Origin of the sequence: Hymenobacter sp. YIM 151858-1 (assembly GCF_025979705.1) — a bacterium.
Classification (GTDB): Bacteria; Bacteroidota; Bacteroidia; order Cytophagales; family Hymenobacteraceae; genus Solirubrum.
On sequence record NZ_CP110136.1, the window covers coordinates 983,053 to 1,005,829 of the forward strand.

The window sequence follows — 22,777 nt, forward strand, 5'->3', positions numbered from 1 at the left end:
GCGCACATCACATGATGGATGTTAAGAAGATGTCTCAGGCGCTGCTGGCAGCAGGTGTCGACTTAAAGAAGCATCAAGAAAGCTTTCGGCCCGAAAATGCAGCCGTGCTTGCCGCCATGGGAATGGACCAAACAGCCATCGACTTCTTCGCTACTTTTTCTTTTAACGAAGCTGTTTCGATTGGTTCGTACAGTTACGACCAAACAAATTGCTTCAAAAAGCAAATAGAATGGGAAGAAGAGTTCCAGCGAGCCGCGAAGGCAAATTTGCTCGTGGTTGGTAGTGCCCTAAACGGCGATGTTGTTGTGCTTGACTTGGCTGATTACCAAGTAGGACTGCTCAAGCATGAGGAATTTTGGGAAGACCAAGACGTAAATCCCAGAGAGTACCTGGTCAAGATGAACTGCTCGCTTGGGCAGTTCTTTTGGAATGCGATTTCAGACGAAGATTATCCTCAAGACGCTTACGAAGCTGCCGAGTACACGAACGCTGATGCTCGGGAATAGGCTGAAGAGTAGAGATAGGTAACTTCGCCGCATGATTCAAACCGTCATCTTCGACATGGACGGCGTACTCGTTGATACCGAGCCGCTGCACCACGATGCCTTTTTCCGCCACTTTGCCGAGCTGGGCATTCCGATGACGGCCGAGGAATACGCCACATTCCTAGGTGCTTCTACCCGCAACGTGTACCAGCATCTTAAGCAGGAGTTCGGCCTGGCCGGCGACGTTGAGGAGTTGATGAAGCGCAAGCGCGAGCTGTTTGCGGTATCGTTCGACGAAGCAGCGGAACTGGATTTGCTGCCCGGGGCGCGCGAGCTGATAGCGGACTTACGCGAGGCGGGCGTGCCGCTGCAGCTGGCCTCGTCGGCGAGCAAGGAAACCATCAACCGCGTGTTCCGGCGCTTCGGGCTGTACCCGCATTTTGATAACCTGGTGAGCGGCGAGGACTTTCCGCGCTCCAAACCCGACCCGGCCATTTTCCTACGCGCCGCCGAGCTGGCCGGTGTAGCGCCGCAGCACTGCCTGGTTATCGAAGACTCGCACAACGGCGTAACGGCGGCCAAAGCGGCCGGTATGTACTGCATCGGCTACCGCAGCGAGCATTCCGAAGGCCAGGACCTGCACCACGCCGACCAGGTGGTGTCGCATCTGGGGCAGCTCAGTGCCGCGGCTATTCGGGCGCTGTAAGCACCTAGGGCATCTCTGAGGCTTGGCCTCATTGAGCGGTAGTTGCGTACCAGGCTGGTACACATCTGCTTGTTAGCGCCACCTGCATGATTGGTCGTCCGCTGAACCTGCCGGAGCTGGGCTTGCTCGTTTACTTGATCCGCAGCGCCCCGCAAGCGGGGCGCCTGTTGGGCTACCTGCACACCGCCGAGGTAACCGAGCTGAGTGCCAACGGCATCGGCAGCCTACGTTTTAGCAGCCACGTGCCCAACCGACACCTAGGCGAGCGAATTGCCAGCACGCAGTTCCTCGACGAAGACGGGGTGCCCGTGTTGGCGGCGCTGTACCTCGATCAGCACGGCGAGCTGTACGAGCTCGATTGCTGGAAACCCGACGAAACACCGCTCGGGCGCATCCCGGCTTTTTAGCGGAGAACGGAGCTGACAGCGTTGGTTTGTGAAAGCGCCTGCATGATTCTGCGGGCAACGAGAAATGCAGTGCAAACGCCGGGGTTCTACGCTGCCCTTCGCTCTACAAACACATTCAACCTAGGGGAGTGGCGCTAGGGCTTGCACTTATCCTTGCGGCGGGTGTCGATGACGTAGGCAATTTTCCAGCCCTGCGCCATGCGCACCAGCTGAAACGAGTTGTAGCCGCAGTGGCTGAACTTGTTGCCCGCGTAAAACTGGTAGGGTGTCCAGACGCTGGCCAGACCCGCGTCGATCAGCACGCGCTCGTAGCTGATGCGCTCATCCCATACTTCGGGGTGTGGGGTGCCTACGGCCTTCAGAAACTCGGCGGGGTTTTCGGTGCGCACCTGCGGGCTGTCGCCGCGCGTGCTGATGGTTTGCATTACCACCGTAGGCGCGAGGGTGCTGCGAACCATGGCGCTGTCGCCTTTGCGCATGCCCTCGAAAAAGGTGTCGATGGTTTGCTTAACCGCTTTGGTGTCGGTGGCCGATTGGGCTGCGGCCACCGGGGCCAGGCCAGCCAGGCAGCAGGAGAGGAGCAGGTGTTTCATGAGGGCATAGGGCGGCTGATGGGCCGGTGCGCAACGACGTACGGCCGAGCTGCGGAGTTGCACACGTGGGCCACAAAGCACCGGTTTGGGCCCAGCCGGTACCGAAAATATGTTGAAAAAGCGGCAACTATGCCCCGCTATACACTGTTTCTTACATAATCAGCAGCACGTGGTTTGCCACCCTCCGGGCGCACCCCCGGGAAAGGAGCCAGGCCCCGCGTTGCCGATTGCATAGCCGGAGGGCGGTGGGCGACGGAGCGCCAATTGCTGGTAGCCGGTTAGGTATGGCGCCCACAGCGCGTCATTTCGTGGTAAGTTTACTTTTCAATCCGCTTCTTTGCCGAAGCCGCAACCCCAACGATATGCGTACGAAAGGTTTGTTTGATTTTGGCCCCGTGTTCGGCTACTTCTTCCGCAAGAAAGACCCAAACCGCCACACCAACTTCAACCTGCGCACGATGCACACCATCAATAAAATATCGATGCTGATGTTTCTGGCAGGTCTGATTTTCATGCTCTTCAAGTTCGTGATTCTGCGCTAACGCGCCTTGGCCCGATGGCCCATACGGCAAGCCCGCTGGTACTCCCGGCGGGCTTGTTTTGTTGCTGAGCGGTGCTACCCCAGCAAGCCCGAGCAGTGGGAATGTGCGCGGCGGCCGTTACCTTGTGCCAGGCCTTTCCCTTTGGTATGAACATCGAAGAACTCCGCGAGTACTGCCTCAGCAAGCCCGGCACCACCGAAGCAACCCCCTTCGACGAGGACACGCTGGTGTTTAAAGTAGGCGGCAAGATTTATGCCCTCGCCAGCATCGGCAGCTACGAAAGCGTAAACCTGAAGTGCGACCCGGAGCGCGCCGTGCAGCTGCGCGACGAGCACGATTTTGTGCGGCCCGGCTACCACATGAACAAGAAGCACTGGAACACGGTGCTGGTGGGCACCGGCATCTCGGTGCGCATGCTGCAGGAGCTGATCGACCATTCCTACGACCTGGTGCGCGCCTCGCTACCCAAAGCCAAACAGGCCGAGCTGGCCGCTGCCGATTAGCCCCGGGGGTAGGCGAAGCGCTGCCCCAGGCGGCGCAACGGCCGCTCGAGCCAAGACCAGGACACGGAAGCTACTATTAACAATCCAGCGGCCATCAGCAGCAACGCCAGCGGCGACTGCTCCCACGCGGCCGTAGCATAGGCGGGCGCTACGCGGTGCAACACGCGGTGCAGCAGCACGGGCATAAACAAGTGGTACAGGTATAGCCCGTAGCTGCGCTGGCCCACCCACACCAGCACCGGGTGGCTAAGCACCTTGCGCGCCGCGGTGGAGGGCGTCAGCAAAATCATGCCCAGCGCGCAGGCGGCCAGCAGTGCCAACAGGCTGGGCGCCAGTACCAATTCCGGGTGGCCGCCTAGGTGCTTGAGCAGCACGTAAGCGGGCAGCAGTATAGCAAAGCCGATAGCCCAGCTTCGGAAACCAAACGGTTGGGGCCCTGCCATGGCCAGCCCAAGCAAACCACCTAGGGCGAATACATCGAGGTGGGCGGGGAGCAGCACCAGGCTGAACGAGGTACCCGTAGCGGCCAGCAAATACCAGCGCAGCACCGGGCCAAGCACCACCAGCGCGCCCAGCAACCAGGGCAGGCGGCGCACGCCAACTAGCAGCACCAACGCGGGCCAGAGCAGGTAAAACTGTTCTTCCACCGCCAACGACCACCAGTGGCCCACGCCTTCGCCCCAGGCTTGCTTGCTGAAAAACAGGAAGTTAGCGCCCTGCAGCGCAAACCACCCTAGGTACTCGCGCACGAAGCTGAGGTTGAGGAGCCAGGCCGCGAGCAACGCCGCGTAAAAGGCCGGCAAAATGCGCAGGCTGCGGCGCAGGTAAAACGGTTTCAGCACCCGCCACGGCTGCGCACTGGCCTGGGCCCGCCGCAGAATGTTGGTAACGAAGTAGCCGCTCAGCACAAAAAACGTCGTGACGCCCACCGAGCTGGTAGCGGTGCGCACCCACGGTACCGGCAGCCAGTGCTGCGCAATCACCATCAGCACGGGCAGCACCCGAAACGCGTCGAGCTCGGGGCGGTAGCTGGTACTGGTGGCTGGGCGAGCCGGCAAAGCTGACATCGGGGAAGGGGCAGAGGGCAAGTGCAGCCGACAAACCTAGGGCAAAACAAGCAGAACCGCGCAACGGGGCCGCCGGTAAAGCAAACGGCCCGCCGCTCTGGGCAGAGCGGCGGGCCGTACTAGCTTGCGCCTAGGTGCTTACACCACCACGTTCACCATGCGGCCGGGCACCACAATCACCTTTTTGGCGGGCTTGCCTTCGGCGTAGCGGGCCAGGATATCGGTGCCGAGTACGGTTTGCTCGATTTCGGCGGCCGTGGCGTTGGCCGGGAACTGCAGCTGCTCGCGCACTTTGCCGTTGATGGCCACCGGGTAGTTCACCGTGTCTTCAACCAGGTACGCCTCGTTGAACTCGGGGAACGGAGCCGTGCTGAGCGAACCGGCTTCGTGGCCCAGGTGCGCCCAGAGCTCCTCGGCCAGGTGCGGGGCGTAGGGCGAAATCAGCACCACCAGCGGCTCCAGAATGGCGCGCTTGTGGCAGTTCAGGGCCGAAAGCTCGTTCACGCAAATCATAAACGTGCTGACGGAGGTGTTGAACGAGAACCGCTCGATGTCTTCCTGCACCTTCTTGATGGCCTTGTGCAGGGCCTTCAGCTCGGCCGGCGAGGCGGCTTCGTCGGTAACGGCCCAGTCGCGGTCTTCGGGGAAGAACAAGCGCCAGAACTTCTTCAGGAAGCCCGATACGCCCGTCATGCCTTGGGTGTTCCAGGGCTTGAACTGCTCCAACGGGCCCAGGAACATCTCGTGCAGGCGCAGCGCGTCGGCCCCGTAGCGCTCAATCAGCGTGTCGGGGTTCACCACGTTGTACTTCGACTTCGACATCTTCTCGATTTCGACGCCGCACACGTAGGTGCCGTTGTCTTCGAGAATAAACTCGGCATTAGCAAAGTCTTCGCGCCACTTGCGGAAAGCTTCGATGTCGAGCACGTCGTCTTCAGTGATGTTCACATCCACGTGCAGGGGCGTGGTTTCGTACTCGCCTTTCTTCGAGTTCGTCACGAACTTGTTGGTGCCGTTGATGCGGTACACAAAGTTCGAGCGACCCAGGATCATGCCCTGGTTGATGAGCTTCTGGAAGGGCTCGTGGCCGCTTACCAGCCCTAGGTCTTTCAGGAACAAGTACCAGAAGCGGGAGTAGAGCAAATGGCCCGTAGCGTGCTCAGCACCACCCATGTATAGGTCTACGGTCTGCCAGTACTGCTCGGCTTCTTCGCCCACAAAACGCTCGTCGTTTTGCGGGTCCATATAGCGTAGGTAGTACCACGAAGAGCCCGCCCAGCCGGGCATGGTGCTCAGCTCAAAATCGAACTGCCCGCGGTACTTCCAGTCCTTAGCCCGACCTAAGGGCGGCTCGCCGGTTTCGGTGGGCTTGTACTCGTCGATTTCGGGCAGCACCAGCGGCAGGTCTTGCTCGGCCACGCCGAAGGCCATACCGTCGCGGTAGTAAACGGGGATAGGCTCGCCCCAGTAGCGCTGCCGGCCGAAGATGGCATCGCGCAGGCGGTAGTTCACCTTGCCCTTGCCGATGCCCATTTCCTCGAGGCGCTCGATTACGGCTTTGAGGGCGGGCTTTACTTCGAGGCCGTTGAGGAAATCGGAGTTGATGATGCGGCCTTCCTTGGCCGCGTAAGCTTCACCGGCTTCCTCATCGAAGCCCTCCACTACGGGCACGATGGGCAGCGCGAAGTGCTTGGCAAAGGCGAAGTCGCGGGTATCGTGGGCCGGTACGGCCATTACCACGCCGGTGCCGTAGCCGGCCAGCACGTAGTCGGCCACCCAAATGGGCAGCTTCTCGCCGCTGAAGGGGTGCAGCGCGTACGAACCCGTGAAAGCACCGGTAATGGTCTTCACGTCAGCCATACGGTCGCGCTCCGAGCGGTTTTTGGCCCACTCCACGTACTTCTCTACCTCAGCGCGTTGCTCGTCGGTGATGAGCGTTTCGAGCAGCTCCGACTCGGGCGCCAAGGCCATGTACGTAACGCCGAACAGGGTGTCGGGGCGGGTGGTGAATACCGTTAGCGGCAGCTCGGGGTGGTTTTCTACCTCAAAGCGCACCTCGGCGCCCACGGAGCGGCCAATCCAGTTGCGCTGCATTTCCTTCACGGCTTCGGGCCAGTCGATGTGGTCGAGGCCGTCGAGCAGGCGTTGGGCGTAGGCAGTGATGCGCAGGTTCCACTGGGGCATCAGGCGGCGCTCCACGGGGTAACCGCCGCGCTCCGATACGCCATCCTTCACCTCGTCGTTGGAAAGTACCGTTCCGAGCTGGGGGCACCAGTTTACGTAGGTTTCGCTCTGGTACGCCAGGCGGTAGGGGTGCACGGCGGCCACGCGCTGGGCCTCGCTCATCATCTGCCACTGGCCGGCCGTAAAGTCGTGGCGCTCGTCTTCGTCGCACACGGCGCGCACGCCGGCTGAGCCTTCGGCGGCAAACTTATCCTGCAGCGTGCGGATGCTTTCGGCCCGGTTCGTATCGAGGTTGTACCACGCGTTGAACAGCTTCAGGAAAATCCACTGCGTCCATTTGTAGTAGCTGGCATCGGAGGTGCGTACCTCGCGGCTCCAGTCGTAGCTAAAGCCCAACGACGACAGCTGCTCGATGTAGCGGGCAATATTTTCGCGGGTGGTTTTTTCGGGGTGCTGGCCCGTCTGGATGGCGTACTGCTCGGCGGGTAGGCCAAACGAGTCGAAGCCCATGGGGTGCAGCACGTTAAAGCCGCGGTGGCGCTTGTAGCGCGTAACGATATCGGAGGCGATGTAGCCCAGCGGGTGCCCTACGTGCAGGCCCGCCCCCGAGGGGTAGGGGAACATGTCGAGCACGTAGTACTTGGGCTTCTCGGAGTGGTTCTCGGCGCGGAACGTCTGGTTTTGTTGCCAGAAGTCCTGCCACTTTTTCTCTATCTCCTGCGGACGGTAGCCGGGCATATGATCGGGGCTGGGATGCGGAATCTTTGAGCCGGCGAAAATACGGGAAATGACTTGAAGGAGCTGTTAGCTGATAGCTATTGGCTATCGGCGGCTGGTGGCCCAGGTCGTAAACTGATAGCTAACAGCTGGCAGCCAAAAGCTAATAGCTCACCTAAGCAACCCAGCGGTGGGTGAGGCGCACCAGCTCGTCGATGTCTTTGATGGGGCCGCGGTAGAGGATGTCGGGGTTGTACACGTCGCCCGACGAGAGTTCAATATCGCCGCTGTCGGAGTCGTTGGGCACAAAAACGCGCAAGGAGCCGGTGGGCGTCATGCGCACGTACAGCTCGCCGCGGCGGTAGTTGGTGCCCTCGGGCACGTAGTCGGCGTGCAAAAAGCCGGCCTTTTCCAGTTCGTCGTGCGTCATCTTGCAAGCAAGGGGTGAGGGATGGGCGCGAACATTCTGTGCGACGCAGGCCAAGGCCTAACCGATTCAGCAGCAAGGAATATCGGTAGCCTCCGAACCTGCTCAAAGGTACAAACCCCGGGAGCCGTCGAGGCTTTGGCAATTACGGAAACTTGCCTGCGTGAATTACTGAATTAATACTTGGTAATGGTAGCATCCTATTACCGGCCCTGCCGCTTGCCGGCTGCGGTGCAATAGGTACGGGGCGAAAATCCGTAGTAGCCGCCTGCCAAAACCCGTAGAAATGCTGCCGCCTGGCCCAAGTACAACGGCCACCTTTGTAGCGGCAGGCTGCTCGTCGAAATGCGGCAACTGGTACGACTTCAGGTGTGGTGTCGTGCCACGACGGGTAGCCTGCTTTTTTTATGCCCCTAGGTGAGCGGGAGCGGGTTTTGACCATCCCAGGTGCCGCGCGTGCCCAGCACCCGAAAGCGGGCAAACATCTCTTCGGAATACCAGCCTTCCTGCCGCGTCTGCTTAATCACTTCTTTGTGGCGCCCCTCGTGCTGCGGCCCGTAGGCGTACTGGCGCATGTCGGCGGCCGAGCGCCACAGGCTGAACGTAGCTTGCCGGATAATCGGCAATTCGCCCAGGCCGATAGCGGCCAACAAGCCCGGCGCCTGCTGCACCGCCCGGCTTACCGGCGGCACCGCCTGCCAAAAACTCCACGACCGCAGCAGCCGGATGCTGGCCCGCGTGAGCACCGCCACGGGGGCCTCGGGTGGCGCATCGGCCCTGGGTGCGTAGCCGAAGGGGTTGCCGCCATCCCACAGGCCATGGCCCTGCAAAGGCAGCAAATCGGCCGTCCAGAGCTCCTGGCTGCGCTGCCGGTAGGCCTGCCAATGCGGGTTCCGTTCGAAGAAGTGGGCGGCATCAGCGGCGTCGTTCCACACGGCCATCAGCCCGTAGCGGCCAAAGTTCGGCTTCAGGCCAAAATCGTAGCCCGAGCCCAGCAGCTTGGCAAAGCGCAGGCCCGGCACCTTGGCCAGGTGCCGCGGCAGCGTGCCCATCTGGGCCAGCGCCCAGCGGCGGTTTTCGGGCCGAACGGTAATGATGGTGAGCGTGGTAAGCGGCGAAGTAAGCAAAGCAGGGGGCGCGGTGGAAAACGACATCGGCAGCAAACAACAAAAAAGGGAGAGAAGTGACTCTCTCCCTTCGGGTGGATTTTCGGATAAGGCCGCCCTAGGTTACTTGGGCTGCACCTTGGCGTGCTCGTCGCCGGTGGGCTGGTACCGCTCGCCGGTAGCCACGGCCTTTACGTAGCCGAAGGCGTGCACCAGCACGTTGCTGGGCTGATCCCAGTATTCGCCTTTATCAATGTCGATGCGAAGCAGCGCGATGTTGGGGTCGTCGGAGCCTTTCGGAAACCAGGTGCGCAGGCCCTCGCTCCAGAGCTCCTTGATTTTGGCGCGGTCGGTTACCACGCGGGCGCGGCCCGAAATGCTCACGTACAGGTTGTCCTGCGGTTTGGAGTAGCCCAGGTTCACGTGGCGGTCTTGCTGCACCTCGTCGATTTTGGGCGAGTCCAGCTCCGTGAAAAACCACAAGGTGCCATCGGCCTCGGGCTCGTGGGTGTACATGGGGCGCGCGTGCAACGAGCCGTCGGGCTCCAGGGTGGTCATCATGGCAATTTTAATGTCCTTGATGCGCTCCACGAGTTTCGTTACGTCGTGGCTTACGGCAACTCTTTCAGCCATGGGGTCGGGTGTTTGGGTGTAGTCAGATAAGAAGGAGTGTTGGGGCTTACGCGCCGGGGCGGCCCTAGGTTAGCCGGCCGCGGCAACCGGGCAGCAGCCTTGGCGCTACCTTGCACCCGTGAACTTCCTCGCCCACCTGCTGTTATCCGGCCCCGACGACGACCTCATCGTGGGCAATTTTGCCGCCGAAGCCGTGCGCGGCCGGGCCGCCGTGGCCGCCTACCCGCCCGCCGTGCAGCGCGGCATCCGGCTGCACCGCCTCATCGATTCCTTTACCGATGCCCACCCCGTGGTGCGCCGCAGCACCGCCCGCCTGCGCGCGGCCGGCCTGGGCAAGTGGGCCGGCGTGGTAGCCGATGTGGGCTACGACCACCTGCTGGCCCGCCACTTTGCCCGCTACCACTACCGCCCCGCCGAGCCGTTGCCCGCCTTCGCGCAGCGCATGTACGCCGTGCTGCAGGCCCGCCGAGCCGAACTGCCCGAACGCCTGCAGCACCTGCTGGGCTACATGCGCCGCGACGATTGGCTGAGCAATTACGCCCGCCCCGAAGGCCTTGCACGGGCGCTCCTAGGTCTGAGCCGGCGGGTGCCGGGCGCGGAGGTGCTGGCCACCGGCGCGGCGGCGTTTCTGGCTGATATTGATGCTTATGAGCGGGACTTTGCGGAGTTCTGGCCCCAGCTGCTGGCCGCGGTGCAGGCCGAGCTAACCTAGGGCCCGGGCCCCGGTTGTATACTTGCTCCCGAAAAACCCGCCCTACCAACCGCCCCGCCATGTTTCAGGACCGCCAGCTGCTCATTGCCACCAAGCACGACAAGCAACGCGTGATTGCCCCGATTCTGGAACAGGAGCTGGGCGTGGTGTGCGTGGTGGCCGAAGGGCTGGACACCGACGAGCTGGGCACCTTTACCGGCGAAATCGCACGCACGCTCGACCCCGTAGCCGCCGCCCGCGAAAAGTGCCGCCGCGCCATGGCGCGTACCGGCTGCGATTTGTGCGTGGCCAGCGAGGGCTCGTTCGGGCCGCACCCCGCGTCGTTTTTTGTGCCCGCCGACGACGAGCTGCTCGTGTTCGTGGATGCGCGCCACAACCTCGAGGTGGTGGTGCGCGAGCTAAGCCTCGATACCAACTTCAGCGGCCAGAAAATTGCCACGGCCGCCGAGCTGCAGGCCTTTGCCGGGCAGGCCGGCTTTCCCGGCCACGGCCTGATTTTGCGCAAATCGCGCGACGAAAGCACGGATATTTTCAAGGACATCACCGACGAGGCGGCCCTGCAGCAGGCCTTTGCCTACCTGCTGGGCAAGTACGGCCACGCCTACGCCGAAACCGACATGCGCGCCCACCGCAACCCCACGCGCATGCGGGTAATTGAAGCGGCCACCCGCAAGCTGGCCGCGCAGCTAAAATCGGAGTGCCCCGGCTGCCACATGCCGGGCTTTGGCGTAACCGAAGCGCGCAAAGGTCTACCCTGCAGCTGGTGCAGCCAGCCCACCAACGCGGTGCTCAGCTTCGTGTACCAGTGCCGCCACTGCGGCTATCAGCGCGAGGAGCGCTACCCCCACAACAAAACCACCGAAGACCCCATGTACTGCGACCATTGCAACCCTTGAGCGGGTGCGTTGGGGTTAGCAACAGGCTCTTCTGCCAATCAAACCAATAAAGGCGGCTTGTTAATCTGTCGGAACATAAACCTTATTGGGCCTTCCCGCACGCCTCACAACCAGGCGGTCGGGGGTAAGCTCCACCACCGTAACGCGGCGGGAGTCGTCGTCGTCGATTAGCAGCGTCCGGGTGGCTTCATCCAACACCCAGCGCCTGCGGTCGGAGCCTGCGATGCCGCCCCAATCCTTCACAATGCCGTTGGCGCGGTACTCACGGCGCACCGAGGCCAGGCTTCGGTAGAAAAACGAAAAATTCTTCCGCATGCGCTCGGCTGCGGCCGGGTTGCTGGTGCGCTGGCGGGCAATGTCGGTTTCGATAACGGAAACGATATAAGTCGAATCCAGCTTCCAGCGCCGCAGCAACAGCGGGCGCAGCTGGCTGGGGGTTATTTGCACCTCGCCAATCAGGTAGCTTTGCTCGGCCAGCTCCACATCGGCTTTCAGATGGTTGGCGGGCACCGTTTGCGGCTGAAAGCCCAGGTGCGAAAACGCGAGCGGCGCCGCGGCGGGCTCGTCGGGCATCGTCAGCGCAAAGCGGCCGGCTTCATCCGTTACGGCCGTAATTGATTGGCCCACCACCCGAACGGTTACTTGCCCCAAAGGCTCGTGGGTGCCCTGGGCCACCACGCGGCCGCTGACTTTTCGTTGGGCTACGGCAGCGGTAACGCCTGGCAGGATTAGACCTAGGCTAAGCAGGCAGGTAAGCAAAAAGCGCAAATGCATGCGGCAAAATTAGCCAGCAATGCGGCTGATTTGGCTTCGCGCTTACCCGTGAAAGCACTGATCCAGCCATAAAAAAACGGGGCCGCAGGGCCCCGTTTTCATTGCAAAAGCTAAAGCAAGCACTAGTGGTGGTGCCCGCCTTCGCCGTGTACGTGGCCGTGGTCGAGCTCTTCTTTGCTGGCGTCGCGTACGGCTACCACTTTGCCTTCGAAGTGCATCGTCATGCCGGCGAGGGGGTGGTTGAAGTCCATCTGCACGGTGTCGTTGCCCACGAACACCACTTTGCCTTGCAGGTGGTTGCCGTGGTTGTCCGACATGGGCAGGTAGTTGCCGGGCTGCAGCATTTCGCTGTCTACCTGGCCATCCACCTCAAATACCTGCTTGGGCAGGTCCACGAGGGCGTTCTGGTCGTACTCGCCGTAGCCTTGCTCGGGCGAGAGGGTGAAGCTGAAGGTGTCGCCGGCTTGTTTGCCTTGCAGCTGCTGCTCGAACTCCTCGGGCAGGCCGCTCATGCCAAACAAAAACACCATGGGGCTGTCGGCTTCGGCCTTCTCCACGAGCGTCTTTTCTTGCTCGTCGTTGGTTACGCTAAGGTCGTAGGTGATGGTGACCACCTTTTGATCAGCAATCTGCATGTGTCTGGAGGGAATAATGGAAAACAAAGGCAAGTAAATGAAATTAACGCCGCTCGGGGCCTGGGGTTGCGGCCGATACCGGTTGGCTGGCACCGCGGCCCCCCCTCGGCTGTCCTCATTTAGGAGGAATTAAGTTCGAACGACCTAGGGAAACAACGTCATGCCGAGCTCCGTGGAGGCAGCTCGCGTGCTGAGGTTGAATAGTAGCTGTCATCCTGAGGCGCTAGCCGAAGGACCTTCTCACGGTGGAACGATGCGCCTAGGTCTATGAACCTCACAGGACCCCATGGGGTACCGCGCCCTCTTTGAAAGTGGGAAAGCGTATGCTATCCGGCATCAGCACGCGGGATGCCGCGGCCAGCCCGGCATTACACGACCTAGGGAAAGTCGTTCTCACATGGATAAGGTCCTTGACTACGTCGACCTTCGGTTCGGCTAGCGCCTCAGGATGACAGACCAAACAACATCCTCTCAACTACTTACTGCTGAAACTCCCAGGCGGTGCGGTAGGCGCCCAGGTCCTCCACGTAGTTCACGAACTCGCGGTAGAAGGCGTTGCTGCTCAGCGTGGCCGAGTCGCCGATCATCAGCAGCTTGCGGCGGGCGCGCGTCATGCCCACGTTCATGCGGCGGATATCAGCCAGGAAACCGATGTCGTTGGCGGCGTTGGAGCGCGTGAGCGTAATGGCAATGATGTCGCGCTCCTGGCCCTGGAAGGAGTCGACGGTACCGATGCTGAGCTGGCGCTTCAGCAGCAGCTCGTTCAGTTCGGGCATGTCCTCCACGCGGTCTTTCAGGTAGTTGATTTGGGCGCGGTAGGGAGCAATTACGCCGATGCTCAGCGGGTGCTGCTCGTGGTCGGCCTGGTGGTAGTCCTGCAGCAGCTCCGCGAGGCGGCGCAGCAGCAAATCGGCTTCCTCGGGGTTGGCTACCGAAGGCGAATCCTGCAGGCCCATTTCCTCAAATCCGCAGCCGGCGGTATCGATAAACTCCACGGCCCAGCCGGGCTCAAAGCGCGTGTCGTAGTCGTGCAGGTCGGCGGCGCGCACGCGCTCATCGGCCTGCAGCTTGCCGCCGTAAAATTGGTCCGACGAAAACTGCATGATGTTCTCGTGCATGCGGTATTGCACCTGCAGCATGCGGGCCGTGTCGGGCTGGCGCGTAATGCACTTCTCGAACAGCGTTTCGCGCAAGCCTTGGGCCGCGGCTTTCTCGCTCTTCACGGTAGGCGGCAGCTGGCAATGGTCGCCGGCCAGCACCACGCGCTCGGCTTTGGTAATAGGTATCCAGCAGCCCGGCTCCAGCGCCTGCGCCGCTTCGTCGATAAACACGGTTTCGTACACCAGGTGGCGAATGGCGCGGTTGGCGGCGCCAACCAGCGTGCAGGTGATTACCTGCACTTTCTCCAGCAGGTCTTCGGTGATGTACTTCTCAAGCTGATCCGACTCCTGCAGCAATTGGTGCGCTTGCTCTTTCAGAGCCTGCCGCTGCTGACGCTCCTCCCAACCGTAGTTGCGCTTGTATTGGCCGGCCATTTGGCGGTACTGCTCGGCCGTTTGGCGCAGGCTGCGCAGCTCGCCGTAGTGCTTGTGCGTCATCACCTGGGCATCGAGCGTGTGCTCGAGCAACAAGTCTGACACGCGCGAGGGGTTGCCCATCCGGATAACGTTCACGCCGCGCTCGGCCAGCTTTTCAGTCAACAAATCCACAGCCGTGTTGCTGGGCGCGCACACCAGCACGCGCCGCTCGCGGCGGATGGTTTCCAGAATTGCCTGCACCAGGGTGGTGGTTTTGCCGGTGCCGGGCGGGCCGTGAATAATGGCGACATCCTTAGCTGCCAGCACGTGCTGCACGGCGGCCGTTTGGGAGGCGTTCAGCGGGTTAGGGTAGTAGAGCTTCTCGGTTTCTTCGGCCGACTTATACTCGGCGGGCCGGTGGCCCAGGAGCGTGTCGCGCAAATCGGCGAGGCGCCCGAAGGCGCCCTGCACCTTTTGCAGGGCCAGCTCCATTTCGCGGTAGCTCACCTCGTCGAAGGTCAGATCGAGGCCCAGCTTGCCCTCGTCGATCCAGTCGGGGAGGTCCTCCTTGTTGGTTGCCAGCGTGATTTTGTTGCGGCGCACGCTCGTCACCACGCCTTGCAGCGTGGGCTTATCGGAGCCGGCGCGGCCGGGTATGTTGCCGAACAAGGCCGCGTTTTTGCCCACCTGAAACAGGTGCAGCTGCTGGCTCTGGCCGGCCGGGCGCTCCAGCTCGAGCACCAGCTTGCCGCCGAAGCCAATGTCTTCTTTGGTGATTTTGATGGGGTACCACGTCAGGCCGCGGTGTTGCCGCTCCGCAATCGTACTCTTCGCGTTACGAATGCGGTATTGCTCGAGGTCCTCTTGTTGCTCTACGCGCAGCAGGCCCTGTACGCGGCGCAGCTCTTCGTAAACGGACTCGGTGGGGGTGTGGGTAGCTTCAGCCAAGCTTTCGGAATGCAATAAGTGTAAACCGTATCAACAAACGTTGAACGGCAAACGTGCGGCCGAAGGTCGGGCAGAAATTTGGAACGCGCGGCCTAGGTAGGCTTCATCCACGCCCCCGGCAGCAGCAACCTAGGGTTGCGCCACCTGCGCAACATCGCGGCCCTGAATGGCCGCGGCCATGAGCTCCGGAAACTTATCGGGCGTGCAGGCAAAACTGGGAATACCTAGGGCCGCGAGCTTTTCGGCCACGGTACGATCGAACGAAGGAGCCCCTTCATCGCTCAGGCCCAGCAACACCACAAACGTAACGCCAGCCGCTTTCAAGGCGGCGGCCCGCTTCAGCAGCTCGTTGGGGCTACCGCCTTCGTACAAGTCGCTGATGAGAACCAGAATGGTGTCGGTGGGGCGGGTAATAAGCTGCTGGCAATAGGTGAGGGCTAGGTTGATGTCGGTGCCGCCGCCCAGTTGAATGCCGAAGATCAAATCCACGGGGTCTTTCAGGTTCTGGGTGAGGTCGGCCACAGCCGTATCGAACACCACCATGTGGGTGCGCACCGCTCGCATCGAGGCCAGCACCGCCCCAAACACCCCCGCATACACCACCGAGGAGGCCATGGAGCCGCTTTGGTCAACGCAGAGCACGATTTCTTTGAGCGCCTGCCCGCGCCGCCCGTAGCCAATCAGTTTCTCCGGCACGATGGTGCTGAGTGTGGGCTGGTAGTGCTTCAGGTTGGCCCGAATGGTAGCCGCCCAGTTAATCTCGCGGTAGCGCGGACGCGGGTTGCGCACGGCGCGGCTTAATGCACCTTGCACAGCCTGGCGCAGCGGATTGGCCAGCCGTTGTTCCAAATCGTGCACCACGCGCTGCACAACTTCGCGGGCGGTGTGTTTCGCCTTCGCGGGCATCACGCGGCTCAGCGACATGAGCATGCCCACCAGGTGCACATCGGGCTGCACGGTGCGCAGCACCTCGGGCTCGAGCAGGAGCTGCTGCAGACCTAGGCGGTTCATGGCGTCTTTCTGTATACGGCCACCACCGACGATGGAAAGTACTGCCGGATGTCGCCCAACCAACGCGTTACCCGCGGCGACGACGCCCCCAACCCACCTTTGCGCTCGGCGGGCTTGCTGTCGTACAGCGCCGTGAGCACATCATCCATGCGGCCGTAGTCGGGCGAGAGGGGAATCTCGTTGCTGGCATCTGCCGACGAGCCAAGCACAAGCTTCCAGCGGACAGCGTTGCTCATGAAATGGTGAAGTTGCTTGTGTTCAGGTTATTACCCTAGGTGCGCTTGGCGGCCGTAAGGGCTATCGGCGCGGTAGCGGCGCTCAAATTCCGCGCGGGTGCAAATGGACTTTACATCCGTTACGCGGTCAATAGCCAGTATTCCGTCGAGGTGGTCGATTTCGTGTTGGAGCAGCTCGGCCAGGTCGTCTTTCAGCCCTGCGCGGGTTTCGTGCCAGCTGCCACCTAGGTCTTGGTAGCGCACCGTTATCCATTGGTGCCGCTCTACCTGCATAAAAATCGAGAGGAACGACAGGCAGGCATCCCACACCACCATGGTTTCGGGGCTGCGCTCCACAACGGTGGGGTTGATGAGCGGCCACACCGGCTTGCCCGGCAGCCGCAGCACCACTATGCGCTGCAACACACCAATTTGCGGAGCGGCAATGGCCCGGCCGTAACCGGTGGTTTCGCGCCAGTGCGCAACGGTGTCGGTGAGGTCGGTAACCACTTGGGCCACGGCTGGTACGGTTGCGTCGGCTACGGGCTCGGCTACTTCGCGCAGCAGGGGGTTGCCAAGCTGCAGAATTTCGCGAATCGGCATACAGGGCGTGGGTTATTGATGTTTGACGGCTTGCACCATCTGGCGCAGGTCGGCGGCCGAGTACACCCGACCGCGCACCACCACCGTTTGGATCTGGCGTAGGCTGGAAATGTTTTCCAGCGGGTTCTTATTCAGCAACACCACATCGGCTTCTTTGCCGGGCTTGATGCTGCCCGAGCGTTGATCGGCCTTCAGAAATTTAGCCCCGTTGATGGTGGCAGCTTGCAGTGCCTGGGCAGGCGTGAGCCCGGCTTGCACCATCAGCTCCAGCTCGCCCAGCAAGGAGGCGCCCGGGTACACGTAGGAGTTGAAGGGGCCGCTATCGGAGCCGGCGAGCAGCGTAACGCCCGCAGCCTGCATTTGCGGCACCATGCTCATGAACTTCGCGCCGAGCTGCTTATTGAAGGCCCGCGTAGCAGCCGATTGTGCCCGGGCGCTGGCAATGCGGCGGGCGTACGTACGCTGAATCTTTGGATCGATGTAGGCCAGTAGGGTGTCGCGCGCGTGGTCGGTTTCGGGCAGCTCCGTCAGTACTTTCTGGATGTGCAGGGTAGGCACCACGGCTGTGCGGTGCTTGGCCAGCATGCGGTAGGTGCTAGCGGCCGTGGCGGCGTCGTAGGTTTTGTATACGGTGGGCAGCACGGCAAACAGGCCCAAGGGCCTGCTCGTGCGCAGGCTGCTTTGCACCGCCGTGGTAATGCTGTCTTCCTTCGAGGAGCAAGCCTTGAACACGTAGTACAGGTGCTCCGAGGCATCGAGCCCGCGCTCCATGGCTTCGCGCAGCGTTACGGTGTAAGGCATGTGGCCGGTGGTGGTCATGCCCCGCTTTTCGGCGGCCGTAATGGCGCCCAGGAACGCCTCGCGCGAAACGGTGCTCTCGTAGAGCTTCACGTAGTCGACCTTCAGCTTCTGCAACGAGTCCAGTGCCTTGTTGATCTGTTCGGGCGTTTCTATCACCAACGAGCCCGGCCAGGTTGGGTACGGCCCGTCGAGCTTCGGGCCCGAGGTGAAAATGCGTGGCCCTGCCAGCCGGCCCGTCTGCATTTCCTGCCGCCAGCTGTAGATGGCGGGCGTAAGGTCGCCGCCGGCATCGCGCACGGTGGTGATGCCGTGGGCCAGGTACAAGGGCAGCAAGTTGCGGTTGGCTGCGGTAAGCGAGTCGCCGCCCCGGAAGTGCACGTGCATGTCCCAGAGGCCCGGAATGAGGTACTTGCCCTGTGCATCAATGGTTTGCTTGGCTGCGGCTGTTTGCGCGCCCGAGTTGCCGAGCCGCCGTATCAGCCCTTCGGAAATGGCCAGCGTTTGGTTGGGCAGAATACGGCCTTTCTCCACATCAACCACATTGGCGTGCGTAATGAGTAGGTCGTACGGCTGTTGGGGCTGCTGACCGGCACAGCCACCTAGGAGCAAGCCCAACGAACTGGCAAGCAGGGCAGATGAAAGCTTCATTGGGGCGGAAGCAAGAGCTTGGAAGAGGCAGGAAGTTAGCACAGAATCAAAGCAGCTGGAGGCGTGAAGGTGCTTTTAAGGCTTAGCTGCTGGGGTGCCGGGGTAAAGAGGCTTTGGTATCGTGTGGCGAAGCTTTCTGAATTTAATGCCTGCTACTTAGGTCAGCAGTTCGCGCAGGACTGGCAGCACGCGCATACCGCGCTCAAGATCTAAGTCGGCATCTTGGGGCGTTTTAGCGGTTGGTCCGCCAACTGCTAAGGCCAATACTTGCTCGCGTTCGGGCTGGCTGAAGTCGGCAAAGGAGCGACGCAGCAGCGGTACAATTTCCTGGAACACCGTTTCATCAAGCCCCGAAAGCCACTCATCGAGCAAATCGAACAGCACGCGGTTATGAATGAGCAGCAGCCCGCTGCCGCGCAAAAAGCCTTCAATCCAGGCGGTGGCGTACTCGGTGGGTTGGGCAGCCGATAAGGCCAAGCCAAGGAGGGTAGCCGTAGCTTCGGGGGTTAGCTGTTGCGCATCGAACAGGAGGCGCGTGGTGGCACCGGCCAGCAAGCCGTTGCTGGCCGGCTGACGAGCAATATTGTGCAGGGCGGTGTACCAGTCGGTTTGTTGTGTTTCGTCGGGTAGCAGGCGAATCGCTTGGTGCGCTGCTTCGATGCGTTCCAAGAGCTGGCGGGCAGCGTCTTGGTCGAGGCCGGTGGTGGCCAGCGGCAGCGAAATGCACAGGCGGGGCACCAAATGATGTACCACTTGGGCAACCTGGGCGCTTTCGGTGCGGCGCACGTTGCCGTAGCGCAGCACGTTTACCAGCGGCGGCAAGGCGGCCAGCAAATGAGCTACGTCGCGGGTATCGGCGCTGAGGGTTTCGAGGCGCGTAACCATGGCCGGCACGGCAGGGCCTAGGTCGGCCTGCAGCGCTTCCTCCAGCAGTTGGCTGATTTGCCCTAGGTCGGTGGCCTGCTGGGCGCGGTGGTTGGCGGCCCCACTGGCGGCCAGCAGCACGGTGTTGCCCCAGCGGCCGGCTTCGAGCACCTGCAGCACCATTTCGGGCCGCCATTGCAGCTCCCACACTTCGTGAAAGGTGCCGCTTTTGCCCTCCACGCGCTGCGGTTTGCCCCACCGAATGCCCAGCAGCTGCAGCCGATGCAGCAAGTGGCTGCGCCCTAGGTCGAGGTCTTTGCGCAGGTCGAGGGCCAAGGTTTTGCGAGCGGCTTCGGGCTTCAGGCGTAAGGTTTTCTGCTGCTGCCCTAGGTCTTGCTGCAGCGGCGAGGCGGGCAGCTCCTCGGGTACTTCGCCCAGCGCTTCGCCAATTACCAGCTGCTGATGCACCAGTTGCAGCGCCTCGGCGTAGCCACCGCCGAAGATGCTTACGGCGGCTTCCTCCAGCTCTTCGATACCCGGCAAAGCCAGCCCGCGCACGGCAGCCAACGCCTCGGCCAGCCGCACGCCCTCAATGGCGTGGGCCGATGAGGCGTCTATTTGCTGTTGCCGGAGCAGGTGGGCCGCCCGCACCATCCAGTGCGTTACAACCCGCTCGTGCGGCTCCGTAAACAGCAGCTCGTACCAGGCCGGCGAGAGTACCCCCGCGCCGTAACCCGACTGCCGGGCCAGCCGATCGTACGTCCAGGGTACCCAGGTGGCTTCGGTCTTCACCTTACCTAGGCCTTTAAGCCGGGCTTTGTCGTCCTTGGCGTAGCGCGGCAGCTCCTCGGCGCGCAGCACCGGCGCGTGCCAGGCGCCGCACACCACCGCCACGCGCTGGTAACCCTGCTTGAGGGTATTGCGCAGGGTTTCGCGCATGTAGGCCTCGCGCAGCAACGTTTCCGCCGATTCGGGCTGGGCCAGCTCTTCCCGCAAAGCGCTCATCATCTGCAGCACCACTGCAAAGGCATCGGCGTGGCCGGCGGAATGCTCGATGCGGGCTTCCCACCAACGCTCCCCGTCGGTGTAGCCGTCGAGGCGGGCAAGGTGGGCAATGGGATCGAGGCGGAGGGGGGCCTCACCCCCCGGCCCCCTCTCCGAAAGAGAGGGGGAGCCAGACGGTTCGGTTTCGGTAGCTAATGTTGGGTCTTCGTTAACGTTATTGTCGGTTTCCGCCTCGGTTGGCGAGCCGGAGCCGGGCCTACCAGCTGATACGGGCAAAGCAAAGTGCAGCGTCATCGGCAAATCGAAGCAGCGCAGGTGAGCACCGTGTTGCTGGCACCACAGCGCCGCTTGCCACTCGGGCGAGAAATGGGCGAACGGCAGAAAAGTGGCCTGGGCGTGCTGCTTCGGGTTGTAAATGAGCAAAGCCACGGGCGGCTTTAGGCCAGGGTCGGCCGCCAATGCCATAGCTTGTTCGCCGTCGGCGGGGCATTCGAGCAGCACGACGTCGGGCTGAAAATCGTCCAGTGCCTTCAGCAGGCTGGCCGTGCTGCCTGGGCCGTGGTGGCGAATGCCGAATAGGCGGAGGTCGGTGGGCATACCTGGTAGTCTAGCCTATGGTACCAGCTGAAAAATCTGCCCATCCCAAATGCCTAAAGCACCGTTTCGGATCAGCAATACCAACTTGTTATCGGAAGTAAAATCCATCTTGCTGGCCTCGGTATGTTGTTTAGCTGGGCCTGGCCAGGTAGGAGACCAAACTAGTTGCCAGGCACTGGCCTTGCTAAGGTCTGTCGTTATGCTTCCCTTGAAAATGCCGTTTTGTGAGTAGTAGTAGCAGCGTTGCTCAGCCGCATTGTATGCAAGTGCCCGGATGTATTCGCCTTCCTCACTCCCGAATGTTACAGTTCGGTAGTTCTTATCCCCACTGCTATTGAATACATGCTGGGCCTGAAACCCATCTAAACGGGTGATACAACCAGACGAAGTACCGTGCGCAACTGCGCCGGACAAGTATACCTGAGAACCGACTTGACAAAAGGAATTGACGGGGCTCAAACAGGCCAGCGAATCCCGAAACGAAACAGGAATGAACGCCTGCTTCTGCGTGTCGAAAGCATACAGGTTACCTCCCCATTCGCCCTGGCCGAAACCCAGCCACAGAACATCGTTGCGGTCTAATAGCGTGGCATCGGGTACAGGCTGCCATTTGTAATATCGATTCAAACTCTCTTTTGGGGCAAAATACTTGTTGGTTGAAACGTTAAGGAGCCCGGTTTCGGTAGCAGCCCAAACCTGATGTAGTTTGTCAAGGGCCAAGAAAGTGGTCTTTGCTGGCAGCTGGCCTATTTGGTTAGCCTTTCCGTTGCTCGTGTTGAGCTGATATACCACCGAATTACAGACGGCAACCAACTCACCCGTTTTGGTGCTGTGAATGCTTGATATAGGGCCTTCTAAACCCGCTTTATATGGCCGTTCATTGCCCTTGGAAGTAAAGGACATAAGCAGCCCATCCACGTCCAGAGCCCAGATTGTACTGTCCAGCACCACAAAGTCTTTGTATGCTCCTGTATGCACAAGGGGCAGCTTAGACTTTTTGCGTCCTTGGCTTAGTGCACTTACACTCAGCAGCAGAAGGCTCAGCAGTAAGTAAATCCTCATTTCCTTTTCTACTCCACTACCTCGCGGCAGGCCCGGTACAAATCCTTCCACCCGTCGCGCTCCTTTACCACCGTTTCCAGGTACTCCAGCCACACCACGCGGTCCTGCACCGGGTCTTTCACCACAGCGCCGGTAAGGCTGGCGGCGAGGTCGGCGGCTTGCAGGGTACCGTCGCCGAAGTAGGCAGCCAGGGCCAAACCGCTGTTCAGCACCGAAATGGCCTCGCCGGTGCTCAGGGTGCCGCTGGGGCTTTTGAGCTTGGTTTTGCCGTTTTCCGTTACGCCCGAGCGTAGTTCGCGGAAGATGGTTACCAAGCGGCTGATCTGCTCCAGAGCCGCGGTGGTAGGTGGCAGTTGCAGCGCACGGCCGGTTTTTTCCACGCGCGAGTGCACAATCTGCACTTCCTCGGCTACGGAGGTGGGCAGGGGCAGCACCACGGTGTTGAAGCGGCGGCGCAGGGCGCTGCTCAGCTCGTTTACGCCTTTGTCGCGGTCGTTGGCGGTGGCTATTACGTTGAAGCCGCGGGTGGCTTGCACCTCGGTAGCCAGCTCGGGCACGGGCAGCACTTTTTCGGAGAGGACGGTGATGAGCGTATCTTGCACGTCGGAGGGGATGCGCGTGAGTTCTTCAACCCGCACCAGGGCGCCTTCTTGCATGCCTTTAAGCAGGGGCGAGGGCACCAGCGCGGCAGGCGAGGGGCCTTCGGCAATGAGGCGGGCGTAGTTCCAGGAGTAGCGAATGGCGTCTTCGGAGGTACCGGCCGTGCCTTGAATAAGCAGGTTGCTGTGCCCGCTGATGGCGGCTGTGAGGTGCTCGGAGACCCAGCTCTTGGCCGTGCCGGGCACGCCGAGCAGCAGCAGAGCGCGGTCGGTGGCGAGGGTGGCCACGGCAATTTCCATCAGGCGGCGCTGCCCAATGTACTTGGGCTCAATTTCGGAGCCGTTGTCGAGCGTGCCGCCGAGCAGGTACGTGACTACAGCCCAGGGCGAGAGTTGCCAACCGGGCGGCTTTGGTCGGTCGTCGATAGCGGCAAGCGCGGCAAGTTCTTCGGCGTACTGCACCTCGGCATGCGGGCGCAGAATATTATCAAGAGCAGGGGTGGAGGACATAGTTGGGAGG

General features: G+C 61.5%; 23 protein-coding genes. 7 read left to right on the forward strand and 16 right to left on the reverse strand.

All coding sequences use genetic code 11. The annotated features are described in order from the left end of the window. Positions 1–11 precede the first annotated feature (11 nt). The 3 genes from OIS50_RS04135 (at position 12) to OIS50_RS04145 (ending at position 1,598) form a co-directional block, all read left to right on the forward strand. Entirely contained in the window at positions 12–506 is a 495-nt protein-coding gene (locus tag OIS50_RS04135) for a hypothetical protein (RefSeq protein WP_264693063.1), read from the forward strand. A 31-nt stretch (positions 507–537) separates the two neighbouring features. Continuing rightward, positions 538–1,191 (forward strand): HAD family hydrolase, encoded by a 654-nt coding sequence (locus tag OIS50_RS04140; protein ID WP_264693064.1) that lies wholly within the window; start codon positions 538–540, stop codon positions 1,189–1,191. A gap of 86 nt (positions 1,192–1,277) precedes the next feature. Further along, the gene (locus OIS50_RS04145; protein ID WP_264693065.1) at positions 1,278–1,598 is read left to right on the forward strand and encodes a DUF6984 family protein; all 321 of its coding nucleotides are present in this window, start codon (positions 1,278–1,280) and stop codon (positions 1,596–1,598) included. Positions 1,599–1,732: 134 nt separating this feature from the next. Here the strand turns inward: OIS50_RS04145 and OIS50_RS04150 are convergent, their stop codons facing one another. Then, positions 1,733–2,191 carry a nuclear transport factor 2 family protein gene (locus OIS50_RS04150; RefSeq protein ID WP_264693066.1) on the reverse strand — a complete coding sequence of 153 codons (459 nt, stop codon included), beginning with the start codon at positions 2,189–2,191 and terminating at the stop codon, positions 1,733–1,735. Between the two features lie 362 nt (positions 2,192–2,553). Between OIS50_RS04150 and OIS50_RS04155 the strand changes: the two genes are divergently transcribed. Continuing rightward, positions 2,554–2,733 (forward strand): DUF6728 family protein, encoded by a 180-nt coding sequence (locus OIS50_RS04155; RefSeq protein WP_078011923.1) that lies wholly within the window; start codon positions 2,554–2,556, stop codon positions 2,731–2,733. Positions 2,734–2,879: 146 nt separating this feature from the next. Beyond that, positions 2,880–3,236: an MmcQ/YjbR family DNA-binding protein gene (locus OIS50_RS04160; protein WP_264693067.1), complete on the forward strand. Its 357-nt coding sequence runs from the start codon at positions 2,880–2,882 to the stop codon at positions 3,234–3,236. Here the strand turns inward: OIS50_RS04160 and OIS50_RS04165 are convergent. The 5 genes from OIS50_RS04165 to OIS50_RS04185 form a co-directional block, all read right to left on the reverse strand. Continuing rightward, the gene (locus tag OIS50_RS04165; protein ID WP_264693068.1) at positions 3,233–4,303 is read right to left on the reverse strand and encodes an acyltransferase family protein; all 1,071 of its coding nucleotides are present in this window, start codon (positions 4,301–4,303) and stop codon (positions 3,233–3,235) included. The two genes, OIS50_RS04160 and OIS50_RS04165, sit on opposite strands and share 4 nt — an antisense overlap. A 138-nt stretch (positions 4,304–4,441) precedes the next feature. Then, complete coding sequence (leuS, locus tag OIS50_RS04170; protein ID WP_264693069.1) at positions 4,442–7,225, reverse strand: leucine--tRNA ligase; 2,784 nt, start codon at positions 7,223–7,225, stop codon at positions 4,442–4,444. A gap of 154 nt (positions 7,226–7,379) precedes the next feature. Continuing rightward, entirely contained in the window at positions 7,380–7,634 is a 255-nt protein-coding gene (locus tag OIS50_RS04175) for a hypothetical protein (RefSeq protein ID WP_264693070.1), read from the reverse strand. Positions 7,635–8,044: 410 nt separating this feature from the next. Continuing rightward, positions 8,045–8,785 carry a spheroidene monooxygenase gene (locus OIS50_RS04180; RefSeq protein ID WP_264693071.1) on the reverse strand — a complete coding sequence of 247 codons (741 nt, stop codon included), beginning with the start codon at positions 8,783–8,785 and terminating at the stop codon, positions 8,045–8,047. A gap of 75 nt (positions 8,786–8,860) precedes the next feature. Beyond that, positions 8,861–9,370 carry a pyridoxamine 5'-phosphate oxidase family protein gene (locus OIS50_RS04185; protein WP_264693072.1) on the reverse strand — a complete coding sequence of 170 codons (510 nt, stop codon included), beginning with the start codon at positions 9,368–9,370 and terminating at the stop codon, positions 8,861–8,863. Positions 9,371–9,488: 118 nt separating this feature from the next. Between OIS50_RS04185 and OIS50_RS04190 the strand changes: the two genes are divergently transcribed. Continuing rightward, positions 9,489–10,082 (forward strand): acyl carrier protein phosphodiesterase, encoded by a 594-nt coding sequence (locus tag OIS50_RS04190; protein WP_264693073.1) that lies wholly within the window; start codon positions 9,489–9,491, stop codon positions 10,080–10,082. Between the two features lie 59 nt (positions 10,083–10,141). Next, entirely contained in the window at positions 10,142–10,978 is an 837-nt protein-coding gene (locus OIS50_RS04195; RefSeq protein WP_264693074.1) for a DUF6671 family protein, read from the forward strand. Between the two features lie 60 nt (positions 10,979–11,038). Here the strand turns inward: OIS50_RS04195 and OIS50_RS04200 are convergent, their stop codons facing one another. The 10 genes from OIS50_RS04200 to OIS50_RS04245 all read right to left on the reverse strand — a co-directional run bounded on the left by OIS50_RS04200 (position 11,039) and on the right by OIS50_RS04245 (position 22,767). After that, the gene (locus OIS50_RS04200; protein ID WP_264693075.1) at positions 11,039–11,752 is read right to left on the reverse strand and encodes a carboxypeptidase-like regulatory domain-containing protein; all 714 of its coding nucleotides are present in this window, start codon (positions 11,750–11,752) and stop codon (positions 11,039–11,041) included. Positions 11,753–11,874: 122 nt separating this feature from the next. Further along, entirely contained in the window at positions 11,875–12,387 is a 513-nt protein-coding gene (locus OIS50_RS04205; RefSeq protein WP_264693076.1) for an FKBP-type peptidyl-prolyl cis-trans isomerase, read from the reverse strand. Positions 12,388–12,866: 479 nt separating this feature from the next. Next, on the reverse strand, positions 12,867–14,852 hold the full coding sequence (locus tag OIS50_RS04210) for an AAA domain-containing protein (RefSeq protein ID WP_264693077.1): 1,986 nt from the start codon (positions 14,850–14,852) through the stop codon (positions 12,867–12,869). 129 nt (positions 14,853–14,981) lie between these two features. Beyond that, positions 14,982–15,863 (reverse strand): VWA domain-containing protein, encoded by an 882-nt coding sequence (locus OIS50_RS04215; protein ID WP_264693078.1) that lies wholly within the window; start codon positions 15,861–15,863, stop codon positions 14,982–14,984. Beyond that, positions 15,860–16,099: a hypothetical protein gene (locus OIS50_RS04220; protein WP_264693079.1), complete on the reverse strand. Its 240-nt coding sequence runs from the start codon at positions 16,097–16,099 to the stop codon at positions 15,860–15,862. Before OIS50_RS04220 ends, OIS50_RS04215 begins: the two co-directional genes overlap by 4 nt. A gap of 30 nt (positions 16,100–16,129) precedes the next feature. Beyond that, on the reverse strand, positions 16,130–16,681 hold the full coding sequence (locus OIS50_RS04225; protein ID WP_264693080.1) for a peptide deformylase: 552 nt from the start codon (positions 16,679–16,681) through the stop codon (positions 16,130–16,132). Positions 16,682–16,693: 12 nt separating this feature from the next. Beyond that, positions 16,694–18,130, reverse strand: coding sequence for an amidohydrolase family protein (locus OIS50_RS04230; RefSeq protein WP_264693081.1), 1,437 nt, complete (start codon positions 18,128–18,130; stop codon positions 16,694–16,696). Between the two features lie 156 nt (positions 18,131–18,286). Continuing rightward, positions 18,287–20,596: a DUF5682 family protein gene (locus OIS50_RS04235; protein ID WP_264693082.1), complete on the reverse strand. Its 2,310-nt coding sequence runs from the start codon at positions 20,594–20,596 to the stop codon at positions 18,287–18,289. 15 nt (positions 20,597–20,611) lie between these two features. Beyond that, positions 20,612–21,499, reverse strand: a complete 888-nt coding sequence (locus tag OIS50_RS04240) for a hypothetical protein (protein WP_264693083.1) — start codon at positions 21,497–21,499, stop codon at positions 20,612–20,614. Between the two features lie 167 nt (positions 21,500–21,666). After that, positions 21,667–22,767 carry an ATP-binding protein gene (locus OIS50_RS04245; protein ID WP_264693084.1) on the reverse strand — a complete coding sequence of 367 codons (1,101 nt, stop codon included), beginning with the start codon at positions 22,765–22,767 and terminating at the stop codon, positions 21,667–21,669. Between the last annotated feature and the right edge of the window lie 10 nt (positions 22,768–22,777).